This is a genomic window from Sutterella sp., from assembly GCF_030539355.1.
Lineage (GTDB): Bacteria > Pseudomonadota > Gammaproteobacteria > Burkholderiales > Burkholderiaceae_F > Sutterella.
Genome location: NZ_JAUNSF010000104.1, coordinates 1 through 10,679, shown reverse-complemented (window position 1 = coordinate 10,679; position 10,679 = coordinate 1). Strand labels below are relative to the sequence as shown.

The window sequence follows — 10,679 nt, the reverse complement described above, 5'->3', positions numbered from 1 at the left end:
ATCCCCGCACATGTCGGTGGGCTTCGGAACGACGTCCGAGGTCGAGTACACGATCATGGACCGCGAGACCGGCAGGCCGATCTTCCGCGAGTCGATCGAGAGCTACGCCGAGGTGCCGTTTGACACGTCGCTTTTCGGTCAGGCGCGCTTCATGGCGGCGAGAAACGCGAGCGGACAGGCGAACATCCGCGACTTCATCGCGGCCGTGCGGAAGTCAGGGCTCGTCAGGGCGAAGTGATCCCTGCCTCCACGGTGTCCCGTGATCACGCTCTCCGGTTTGACAAACCCCCGCGGCCGCGCCATTCTGACGGGAACTGACCACCTTCAAACCGGAGAAATCTTCCCATGACCAAGGAAGTCCAGAGCCATCACCAGTACATCAAGGTGAGCGGCACACCGCACGAGCGCGGCCTCGCCTACGGGCGCGCCGCGAAGGAACGCATCCACCGCGTGATCGAGGAGTACCGCGTGCTCTTCGACAAGGAGGCGCACATGAGCTGGGAGACCGCGTACGAGAAGGCCGCGGTCTACGAGGAGCCGATCCGCGCCTACCGCCCCGACCTGATCGAGGAGATGCAGGGCATCGCCGAGGGCGCGGGCGTCGACTTCCGCACGATCCTGCTCATGAACTGCCGCTCCGAGGTGATGTTCGCGCAGATCAAGGACAAGGCCGAGGACGCGTGCTCGGTGATCGGCGTGCCGCCCGAGAGTCCACGCCCGACGGCAAGGTCTACCTCGCCCAGACCTGGGACTGGTGGTCGATAGGTGTCGACACCACAGTGCTCCTCGAGATCGAGCAGGCCCCCTACGAGAAGGCCCTCATCATCACCGAGGCGGGACTCGTGGGCGGCAAGGGCCTCAACGCCGCCGGCATCGGCGTGAGCCTCAACGCGCTCTCCGCGCGCGGCGGCCGCGCGGGCGTGCCGCTCCACGTGCTGCTGCGCGGTGCGATCTCGCAGCCGACGCTCCCCAAGGCCATCGACGCGGTAGCGAAGGCAAGCCGCGCCGGCGCGGGCTGCATCGGGCTCGTGAGCGCCGACGGCCTCGTGGTCGCGGTCGAGTCGGCCCCGACCGAGCTCGACATCCTGCTCTGCGACGGGCACATGCTCTGCCACACGAACCACTGGCTCTCGCCCGTGATGCTGCAGGGAAAGGAAGCCACGCGCTACTCCTTCACCTCGACCTACACGAGGCTCGACCGCATACGGCGCCTCACGCGCCCGCTCGAGGGCCGCGTCACGCCGAAGAAGCTCCTCCGTGTGCTCTCCGACCACGCCGGCACCCCCGACAGCGTCTGCCGCCATGACGACCCGGCGCTGCCTGAGTACCACCGCCACACGTCGCTCTGGGCGATGGTGCTTGACGTGCAGGACCGCACGGTCTGGCTCACCGAGGGGAGCCCGTGCTGCACGAAACCGCGCCGGTACGTGCTGAAGTGAAAGCCTCCCCATCATCAGGGAGATCCCCGGGTCTCCCTGGTTTTCCGGAATGCCTGCATTTTCATGCGCTTCTTTTCAAGAGAGTGCCGATAGAATTGACCGGCTGATATACCTCAACTGCTGATCCGACCGGGCTCCCGCGAGAAGAGCCTCTCTGAAACATGCGCAACTTCTCCGACAAGTGGCTCGCGGCCACTCAAAGATGCCGCTTTGCCGACGACTGGCCCGACTGGTCCGGCCCCCGCATGCCGGTCGTCCCCTGGGTCGTGCCGCCGATGTTCCCCGCCGCGCGGCGCATCTTCCTCGAACAGGGCGAAATCCGCGAGTACGAAAGCGGCGAACCGATCTGCCCGAACATCCAGGTGCGGCACTTCATCTACGTGCTCTCCGGGCTCACGGGCCGCGTTGCCGCGACGCTCGAGGGACAGACGGGCGCCTCCATGGCGCTCTCCCCTCCCGGGCGCCTTGCCACCGGCAACCTCAACTTCAATTCCGGGCGCCCCGCGATCGGACGCTACCTCGCGCTCACGAAGACGAAGTGCCTCGTGATCAGCCACGACTCGGTGCGCGAGTCGATCTGGAAGGCCCGGCCGGAGTACCTCCGGCAGTGCTTCACATACTCCGAGATCATCAACCTCACGGACCGCATGGCCTTCGCAGTGATGGGGCTGCTCCCGGCGATGGACCGATTGAAGTCGGTGCTCCTCGCCTGGGCGCTCTACTACGGCACGCTCTCGGACGATAACGGGAAGCTGCACGTCACGATGCCCGCGCCCTGCCGCAACCAGAACCTCGCCGACATGATCAGCGCCTCCTCGGTGACGATCGACAAGCTTTTCGCGGACCTGAAGAACAATCACGGCTTCCGCAGGAAGAGCGACTTCATCTCGTTCGAAGTGGACGCCCTTCAGGACCTCCACACCTGGATGCGGCGCGCCGACGGAGAGGACGCGAAGCCCCAGCGCCCGAAGTGGGTGGCCGACATGCTCATCGCCGCCCAGGAGGAGCGCACGATGCGCCCGGACGAGCTCCCCGAGGCGCACCGCCGCAGCCTCTGATTCGCCCCGGGGGAGAGAGCGCGGTCGAAGCCCGCGCGCTCTCCCCGGACAGATCTGTCAGTCCCGCGAAGAAGCGCCTGCGGGACACACACGCTTGGCACTTCCCTACAATCAGGGGATCCCTCCGTCTCCGGCCGATTCAGGCCCTTTTCCCAGGAGCCGTCCCCATGCGCAACTTCTCACCCGAATGGCTGGCCGCGACAGAACGCTGCCGCTTTGTTTTCGACTGGGAGCGCTGGATGGGGCCGAGGGTGCCAGTGATGCCGTGGGTGGCACCGCCCGCCTTCGCGGCCTCCCGCCGCATCTTCCTTGAGAAGGGGGAGCTGCGCGAGTTCGAGACCGGGGAGTCGCTCTGCCCGAACGTGCAGGTGAGGAACCTGATTTACGTGCTCTCGGGCCTCACCGGCCGCATTGTCGCAACGCTCGAGGGACAGACGGGCGCCTCAATGGCGCTCTCGCCTCCCGGGCGCCTCGCCACGGGCAACCTCAACTTCATGACCGGCCGCGCAGCGATCGGCCGCTACGTCGCGCTCACGCACACGAAGTGCCTCGTCATCAGCCACGAAGCCACGCACGGGGCGCTCTGGCAGGCCCCCGTCGACTTCATCCGCCAGACGATGGCCTACACCGAGATCATCGGTCTCACGGACCGCATGGCCTTCGCGATCATGGGACTGCTCCCCGCGGTCGAGCGCGTGAAGTCCGTGCTTCTCGCCTGGGCGCTCTACTACGGCACGCTCACGGAGGAAAACGGGAAACTGCGCGTCACGATGCCCGCGCCCTGCCGCAACCACAACCTCGCCGACATGATCGGCGCCTCGTCGGTGACGATCGACAAGATCTTCGCCGACCTCAAGAACCATTACGGTTTCCGCCGCTCCGGCGACTTCATCTCGCTCGAGGTCGAGGCGCTCCAGGGCATCCACGCCTGGATGCGCCACGCCGAGGGCGAGGACGCCACCCCGATGCGACCGAAGTGGGTCGCCGACATGCTGATCGCCGCGCAGGACGTGAAGACGATGCGGGCCGACGAGAAGCCTGAGATCGAGTGACGGCCTGAGGAAAGAGAAGTGGAAGGGACCGGGACCGGCTGCAGCGCCGGGCCCAGTCCTTCATGGAACCCCGCCGAAGCGGGGAAATGGTCACTCAGAAGTGACCGGTCGCGAGGAAGGTCTGCGTGAGCTTCTCGCGCAGCGCCGTGCGGTGCTTGTCGATGTAGCCGGGGATCCTGAAGAGGTCGATGATGAGCCCGATGCCGATCAGGATGACGAGGATACCGCCGAGGGCTGCTGCGAAGAGGCCGCCCGCGGAGGCGTCCGAATGACCGTTGTCAGCGCCCATGGCGAGGACGCCGAAGCCAACGCAGATCCAGCCGATGATGCCGCCCACGAGATAGAAGAGGCCCGTCTTCGTGCGGCCGAGATAGAAGTGGTGCACGCCGAGGTAGCCGAGGAAGAACCAGAGCGCATAAGCCGTGAGCGACGACTTCTTCTCGTTCGAGACGCGCGTCTCAATGAGCTGCATGACTTCCGTGGTGATTTGATTGTCTATGATTTCTCCCGAAAAAGAGGATTGAGGAACAGGCCGCGGGATCGACGGAGATTCATCAATGGAGCCCCGTTTCCGCCGGCCCTGTCTCCATTTTCCACACCCATGCGTCAATTGACGTCTCTGCCGAACAGACGGTCTTCCCGCGTCCTGCTGCGCCCTCGTCAGCGACGCATCCGGTCTCTTGAAGCGTCCCCCGGGATTTGCGGATAATTGCACTGTTCTGCCCGTATTTCCCAATAATCCCGCGGGCTTCTGCGCTCAATTCCTCTCTTAATCCTCATGCTCAGAAAAGCTCTCCTCGCCGGGGCCGCCGCGCTCCCGATGCTCCTTGCGGGCTGCGCGCTCCCTCATCTCGGTGCGAGCCCCGAACAGCCCTACGTCTACGATCCGAAAATCAGCCATGCTCGCAACGTCGCCCTGCTTTTCCACCTCTTTCACAGCGGAGAGCTTGACAGATCAATTCCCATCGAAACGAAGCCCTATGAAGGACTCAGTTCCCCGGATCCGCTGGTGACCACTGCAGCCTGGACGGGCAACCTCTACAGCGCCGCAGGAAGCAGCCTCCCGGGCACGAGCAGCCTCGGAAAAGCCGCCGCCGTCAGCGCCGGTCTCGGTCTCGCGCTCTCCCTGATCACGCCGGATCGCAATGAAGGCATGCATCACATCCTTGGCTTCGTCCCGGTTCGCATTGCTCCGACATCGGACGAGGCCCGCACTTGGATCGTGGACACGGTGACAGAAGCCTTCGAGAAAGCCGCGCGCGACCTCTATCCGAATGCGGAAATCGAGGTCATCAACGACGATTCGTTCGTCCTCAACCAGTACGCCAGACGCGTCGTCATCCGCAAGAAAACTTACGGCTGCAATGACAATAGCGACTGCTACGCGAGAATCGCGGCCGACCAGCCCGAGTTCGCCATGGAGCACGCGGGCGACCTCACGCCCCACGAGCGCTTCTGGGTATTCGGAGATCTGGACACCCAGCTCACCATCCGTGACAAGGCCGGGACCGAGGGCAGCGTTGACTGGAAGCTCGTCGCTATGCGCACTTCGGTCTACCTTCCTGAGTACACCTACATTGATGTCCAGAAACACGCCGGGTCGGGCACACCTAAATGCATCGTCGAGAAGGGGCGCGTGAACTACTACGTTCTGCCGTCGGTGCAGCCCACGAAGCCCCAGGCGGAGACCGCCGCCGACGTGAAGGACGGGGCTGAAGCGAAGAAAAAGTGACCGTCAACCGACCTGGACATCTCATGCTCAGAGAGACACTCCTTGCGGGAGCAGTTGCGCTCCCGATGCTCCTCGCCGGTTGCTCGAGCCTCCCGCCGATGGACGCAAGCCCCGAGAAGCCCTTCGTGTACGACCCGGAGGTAAGTCACGCGTTGAACGTGAACCGGCTTTTCAACCTCGAAGGCCGGTACAGGTACGACGGCACAACTCCGATCGACGTGACGAAGATATCCGAGGAGCCTGTCGCCGGGTCGCCCCGTCCCGCCCCCGTCATCGGCACGCACTTTACTGAAGGCCTCACCAATCTGGGAAGCGGCAGCCTGAGCGGCATGCTCATCGGCTTCACCGTCGGAGTGGGCCTTGACTTCACCACCGCCCTCGTCACGAGCATCGTCCCCATCTCCTCGGACGAAGGCCACAACATCGTGGGCTTTGTGCCGGAGCGAAACGCTCCGACGGCCGACGAGGCCCGCGACTGGATCATCGGCCGCGTGACCGAGGCGCTCGAGCGGGCAGCCCGGGACCTCTGCCCGGAGGCTGAGATCCAGGTCCTTGAGGACAACGCCTACCTCGGCGACGAGCATGCGAGAAAGATCGTTGTCCGCATGGAGAGCGCCGGCTGCACTGAGGAGGATGACTGCTTCGCGAGAATCAGCTCGAACCTCCCGGAGTACGCAACCGAGCACGCGGGCGACCTCACGCCGTACGAGCGCAGCTGGGTCTTCGGGCCCGATGACACCGAGCTCTTCATCCGCGACCAGCTCGGGCACGAGAAGCGCGTGGACTGGGCGCTCATCGCGATGCGCTCGGCCGAGTACCTTCCGCCGTACGTCTACCTCGACCTCCGCCTTCACGGCGGCTCCGCGGCGCTCGAGTTCATCGTCGAGAAAGGCCGGCTCAACTTCTACGTCGATCCGTCGGTCCAGCCGACGCTGCCGCCGGCGAGGACCGCCGCGGACGGTCCCGTGAACGACACCGGGGCGAAGTGACCTTCCTCTTCCTTCCCTTCCACCGGCGCAGTTCCACCGACCGCGCCGGGTGAACCGCTGCGCACCATCTCCGTGCACTGCGCCCGGGCGAGGAGCAATTCCTTTTTCACCCGGAACCGAAAAAATCAAGTCACGGCAGTGATTGTTTCACTTCGCCATGCGGCCTCCTGATACATGAACATTTCATCGGCGTCACTACCGAAAAGAGGCTCATTACTTAGAAAATTCTAAGTTAGGAATCAAGGGCAAAAACATCCCCCGGGGGTTATTATTGAAGCAGAAGATGCAGCTGCGGCAAGGACACCCCAAACGCAGAGACCCCAAACCACGCTGCCGCCCCCGGGCACGCGGTTCAGATTGATTCCATTAATTGAAACCAGTTCATGTACCAGCAAAAATCCAATAAAATAATCAAATGCCCCGCTGAATACGGACTGAGTCTTTTCAGCGGCAAATGGAAGCTGCGCATCTTCTGCATCATCAATGACAGAAAAAACATCCGTTATTCTGATCTCAGAAGCGAACTTCCGGACATCTCCGACCCGGTTCTTTCATCGGCTCTGAAGGAACTGATCCGAGACGAACTCATCGTGCGCGAGCGTTTCAATGAAATGCCCCCGAGGACGACTTATCGCCTGAGCGAGCGCGGAGAATCCGCCGTCCCGATCCTGCAGGCGCTTTGCCGCTGGGCGAGCAGCATCTACTCGGACGGGAAAAATGAGCTCGCCCCGCAGTGCAGCCGCTGCAGAGAGGACGGGAATGCCGCGCCTGAATCCACGGATTCAGACGAAGGGAAATAAAGATAACTGAACGGTTGTTCAATTTTCATTCCCACCGCATCCGCCCGCCATTCCCTGCGGAAAAAAGAGGACGCCGAAGCGCTGATAGAAGCGTCATTCCAGCGTCTTTTTTCTCGAGTCACAAGGAAATGCACTGCGGCGGAGTGAATCCCCGGGGAATCGCTGAAAGTGTCACGTCGGCTTCGACGGCACCGACCCGTGCGCAGCCCTGACAGACCGCGGAACGACGCGGCTTCACACTGAAAAGGGATGAATGTCCGGGACACTCATTCCCGCCGCCATGACGGAACCGCCGGATGGACTTCATCGCGGCTCAGGCCCCGTCTGCCGACATCCCTTCTCCGGATTCACCGACCCCGAGTTTCATCAGCTTTATTCGCGGCATTTATCACCGCTTATTCCCTTTATTCACCGCGTCCATTGACGCCATGCCAGGCAATCCGTGCCGGATGATTCCAGGAACAATTCCGCCACCGGAATACCGATGATCAATTTAGCGAGTCGGATTTCAACTCCGCAGGACACTGAATCGTCAGATCATTCAGATCTCGCCCCATTTACAATTGACTAAATTTAAAATTCCGCACCCCTAAAGTAAAATAAATGAGCATAGGGTTCAGAAATATAAAGATCAATTAAAGATTAAAATAGATCAAGACACAAATCAACGAATAAAATGAACTGGAATTCTAAAACAAATCAAACCTTTTGAATTTCGAACAGAAGCCTCCCGAGCTCCGACACACTGGAATTATCTTATAAAATATCCGAACTGATTTCCTTTCAAATCCCGGCTGCAGAATCCCGCCGATGAGCGCCTGTTGGATCCAACAAATTTCGGGCCCGGCGACAGGCGGTCGCAACGGCACTGCCGCAGTGCATCAGGTGCGTCTCCCTGTCCGTCTCTCCGGGGCGGCGAGGCCGGCCGGCAAGTGGAAGCACTCCGTTCCGGTGGTGAGCGGCAGAGACGTCGTCAGTCTGACCGGACTCCAGACTCAGACTTCAAGTTCCGCCGGAGCCGCCTCGCGGAATCCCATGAACCCATCGACGACAACGCCCCGGAGCTCATCACTCCGGGGCGCTTCGTGAAGGTTCTCCCCGCTCCCCCAAAAAGGCACATCAGGAGCGGTGCCTGCCAGAGCGGGGAGAATTCGGTGGCCGCAGGGCCTGCGATCAGCTGCCGGCGGCAGCCGAGGCGGCCGGCGCGACGCTGCCGAAGCTCGGCTGCGAGGGTGCGGCGCCCGCGGTCTTTAGGTACTCCTTCGCGGCCTTCGGGAGCTCGATGTGGGTGCCGGTCGAGTTCATGTAGTCGCTGTAGACATCCTCGGCGGTCGGCAGGATCCACTCGCCCGAGCTCGTGCGCACGCTCGTCTCGTTGAGCCTTGAGGTGGTCGCGCCGCAGGTCCAGACCTTGTAGTTGCGCATGTGCGTGCAGAGGCAGCACTTCACCTTCTCGCCCGGCTCCTCGCCCGCGTCCATCGCGGCATGGCGCTCGCGCCACTCCTTCAGGTACGAGCACTCGCCGTGCGAGAGCAGGTACCCGTAGGCCTCGCAGTTCGGACGGATGTCGCTCGTGATGGCGGGCGACTGGCGGAGCATGCGCATCGGGTAGCCCGTTGGCGAGAGGTGGTTGACCTCGATGTCCTCCGGCTTCGAGTTGAAGAAGGCCTGCTTCGCCATGTCGGTGAGACCGCTCTCTTGGGTGACGGCGAAGCGCGTGGCGGCCTGGATGCCGTCGGCGAGTCCCTCGTCGAGGAGCTTCGTCGCCTCGCCGCCCGTGAAGATGCCGCCCGCGGCGATCACGGGGATATTGAGGCCCTTCTCGGCGAGGAAGTTCTTCACGTCGCGCAGGATGTTCTCGAGACGCTGCTCGGCCCAGTCCATGCCGAAGCCGAGGTGGCCGCCCGCGAGCGGGCCCTCGACCACGACGTAGTCGGGAAGGCGGTTCGTCGAGGCACTGCGGCGCAGGAAAAGATTGAGCGCGCGCGAGGAAGAGACGATAATGCCGAGCGCGGCGTCGCGGAAGCGCGGATTCTGCTCCATGAGCTTGAAGCTCGAGAGGTGCAGGCCCGCCGAGAGCGTGATGCCCTGGATGCCCGCGTCAAGCGCGGCGTTCAGACGCGTTGCCAGAGCGTCGACGCCCGAGTTCATCGTGAGCTTCTCCATGCAGTTGATGAGGACGAGACCCTTTCCGGTCGCGCGGCTCATGACGTCCGAGACGTAGCGCATCGTCGCCTCGCGCACCTGCGAGAGGTCGAAGAGCTCCGCGGACTTGTCGTGGTTGTCACGCTCCGAGGCGTAGCGCTTGGCCTTCTGGGCCGTGAAGCGCGTGCCGAAGAGGCGGTCGCTCACCTCCATGAGCATGGCGTCGGAGAGGTTGGCGATGCCGCCGAGTTTCTCGAGTGCGAGCACAAGCTCGGCGGTCGAGATGTTCGTGCCCATCCCGCCGAGCATGAGGGGCGAACGGTCCTGGCCGAGAAGCGGCAGTCTGAAGCTGTTGAGCGTAAGCACTTGGTCTGTCTCCTGATGTGTGTGGGTGCCGAAACCTCTTTGCGGCACCTGTGCTGCGGTCAGGAGAGAAGTCTGAAGGTTTCAGCGGCCTTTTCACGGCCCCGTTTTTGGGTGAAAACACGGGTTTTTCCCCTTCCCATCAGACCCCGATCTGTGCTATTCGCGCGCTAAGCTTTCTGCCCCTCCCCTGCCCCCTTTTTTTCCGAGGAGCCCGCGGTCATGACCGTGCCCGGCGGCGGCCCGCCCCCGCCGGAATCGTCGCCGGCAGCCGCCGGTGCTCCTGAACGCATGCGAAAAACCCGCGATCTCATACGAAACCGCGGGGTCTTCAACTGATGGCTTTTGTGGATCCGGTTCGAGGCCGGTGAGGATGTTTACTCTTCCTCGGCCTGAAGCCGTTCGACCGCGTCCTTGACGAACTGCTGCACGACGGGGTGCTCCATCGGGCGTTCCTTGAGAATCTCCAGACTCTCCTGGTCGGGCTTGCTCTCGAGGATCGCGTTGACGAGCTTTCTCATCCAGGCGCTGCCGCCCACGGCCTTGTAGAGGTCGCGTTCGGGCTTCGTGAAGCGCACGACGAGCATCGCGTCGAGGGGCTTGTCCCCTTCAGGCTTTCTGCCCGCGCCCGGGCGTGCTCCGCCCCAGCCGGGATGCTTCTGGTTCTTCTTCCTCGAGAGAGGCTTGCGCGGTCTCACCATCACCGCCGGACGTGCTCCGGCTTCCTTAGCTGCTGACATGGTGACACCTCCTTGGGGTTCGGGGTCGTTATAAAAGAGCGCTCGTTCCGGGGGGAGAACTTCGGGTCACGCTCCGTACACTTCACTGTATCGCAGAATTCAATTTCAAGCAATCTTTTTCGAAGCAACCCTTGCGGCAAGATTAGGCAAATTTACAAAGAGCGCGCTTTTCCTCGGACTGTTGGGCATCATCGCCGGTCCCCTCCGCTTATTTTGCTTGTGCTACGTATTTACCCTTATTGACAGTTACTTCTGTTCGTGCACGGATAAGCATTCCCTTTGGCACGCATCAAGCAGTTTTTGGCATTTTCCTGTCTTTGACAGCTCCGAAAGGCTGAACTCCGCGAGAACTCGCGAGGCT

At 62.5% G+C, this 10,679-nt stretch carries 11 protein-coding genes; 8 read left to right on the top strand and 3 right to left on the bottom strand.

Annotated features, from left to right (window positions below):
• The 5 genes from Q4F91_RS11420 to Q4F91_RS11400 form a co-directional block, all read left to right on the top strand.
• A partial coding sequence (locus Q4F91_RS11420; RefSeq protein ID WP_303337815.1) for a hypothetical protein occupies positions 1-238 on the top strand: 238 nt, incomplete at its 5' end.
• A 107-nt stretch (positions 239-345) separates the two neighbouring features.
• Positions 346-765, top strand: coding sequence for a C45 family autoproteolytic acyltransferase/hydolase (locus tag Q4F91_RS11415; RefSeq protein ID WP_303337813.1), 420 nt, complete (start codon positions 346-348; stop codon positions 763-765).
• Positions 681-1,439 carry a C45 family peptidase gene (locus tag Q4F91_RS11410; protein WP_303337811.1) on the top strand — a complete coding sequence of 253 codons (759 nt, stop codon included), beginning with the start codon at positions 681-683 and terminating at the stop codon, positions 1,437-1,439. The genes Q4F91_RS11415 and Q4F91_RS11410 overlap by 85 nt, the downstream gene beginning before the upstream one ends.
• Positions 1,440-1,600: 161 nt before the next feature.
• Entirely contained in the window at positions 1,601-2,497 is an 897-nt protein-coding gene (locus Q4F91_RS11405) for a Crp/Fnr family transcriptional regulator (protein WP_303337809.1), read from the top strand.
• 167 nt (positions 2,498-2,664) lie between these two features.
• Positions 2,665-3,549 (top strand): Crp/Fnr family transcriptional regulator, encoded by an 885-nt coding sequence (locus Q4F91_RS11400; RefSeq protein ID WP_303337807.1) that lies wholly within the window; start codon positions 2,665-2,667, stop codon positions 3,547-3,549.
• Between the two features lie 94 nt (positions 3,550-3,643).
• Here Q4F91_RS11400 and Q4F91_RS11395 read toward each other — a convergent pair whose 3' ends face one another.
• Positions 3,644-4,021 carry a TM2 domain-containing protein gene (locus Q4F91_RS11395; protein WP_303337805.1) on the bottom strand — a complete coding sequence of 126 codons (378 nt, stop codon included), beginning with the start codon at positions 4,019-4,021 and terminating at the stop codon, positions 3,644-3,646.
• A gap of 306 nt (positions 4,022-4,327) precedes the next feature.
• On the opposite strand from Q4F91_RS11395, the gene Q4F91_RS11390 reads away from it, so the two are divergent.
• The 3 genes from Q4F91_RS11390 to Q4F91_RS11380 all read left to right on the top strand — a co-directional run bounded on the left by Q4F91_RS11390 (position 4,328) and on the right by Q4F91_RS11380 (position 7,070).
• A complete protein-coding gene (locus Q4F91_RS11390) occupies positions 4,328-5,281 on the top strand; it encodes a hypothetical protein (protein ID WP_303337803.1) in 954 nt (317 codons plus the stop codon).
• A 23-nt stretch (positions 5,282-5,304) separates the two neighbouring features.
• Positions 5,305-6,270, top strand: coding sequence for a hypothetical protein (locus Q4F91_RS11385; RefSeq protein ID WP_303337801.1), 966 nt, complete (start codon positions 5,305-5,307; stop codon positions 6,268-6,270).
• Positions 6,271-6,653: 383 nt separating this feature from the next.
• Positions 6,654-7,070, top strand: a complete 417-nt coding sequence (locus tag Q4F91_RS11380) for a helix-turn-helix domain-containing protein (RefSeq protein ID WP_303337800.1) — start codon at positions 6,654-6,656, stop codon at positions 7,068-7,070.
• A 1,173-nt stretch (positions 7,071-8,243) separates the two neighbouring features.
• Here the strand turns inward: Q4F91_RS11380 and Q4F91_RS11375 are convergent.
• Together Q4F91_RS11375 and Q4F91_RS11370 are read right to left on the bottom strand one after the other, a co-directional pair.
• Positions 8,244-9,581 (bottom strand): nitronate monooxygenase, encoded by a 1,338-nt coding sequence (locus Q4F91_RS11375; protein ID WP_303337798.1) that lies wholly within the window; start codon positions 9,579-9,581, stop codon positions 8,244-8,246.
• A gap of 374 nt (positions 9,582-9,955) precedes the next feature.
• A complete protein-coding gene (locus Q4F91_RS11370; protein ID WP_303337796.1) occupies positions 9,956-10,318 on the bottom strand; it encodes a hypothetical protein in 363 nt (120 codons plus the stop codon).
• Between the last annotated feature and the right edge of the window lie 361 nt (positions 10,319-10,679).

Bases quoted from the DNA above. Each gene is read 5' to 3' on its own strand.
- Q4F91_RS11380 (WP_303337800.1), top strand. From the start codon at position 6,654: ATGTACCAGCAAAAATCCAATAAAATAATCAAATGCCCCGCTGAATAC.
- Q4F91_RS11395 (WP_303337805.1), bottom strand. From the start codon at position 4,021: ATGCAGCTCATTGAGACGCGCGTCTCGAACGAGAAGAAGTCGTCGCTC.
- Q4F91_RS11370 (WP_303337796.1), bottom strand. From the start codon at position 10,318: ATGTCAGCAGCTAAGGAAGCCGGAGCACGTCCGGCGGTGATGGTGAGA.
- Q4F91_RS11390 (WP_303337803.1), top strand. From the start codon at position 4,328: ATGCTCAGAAAAGCTCTCCTCGCCGGGGCCGCCGCGCTCCCGATGCTC.
- Q4F91_RS11405 (WP_303337809.1), top strand. From the start codon at position 1,601: ATGCGCAACTTCTCCGACAAGTGGCTCGCGGCCACTCAAAGATGCCGC.
- Q4F91_RS11385 (WP_303337801.1), top strand. From the start codon at position 5,305: ATGCTCAGAGAGACACTCCTTGCGGGAGCAGTTGCGCTCCCGATGCTC.
- Q4F91_RS11415 (WP_303337813.1), top strand. From the start codon at position 346: ATGACCAAGGAAGTCCAGAGCCATCACCAGTACATCAAGGTGAGCGGC.
- Q4F91_RS11400 (WP_303337807.1), top strand. From the start codon at position 2,665: ATGCGCAACTTCTCACCCGAATGGCTGGCCGCGACAGAACGCTGCCGC.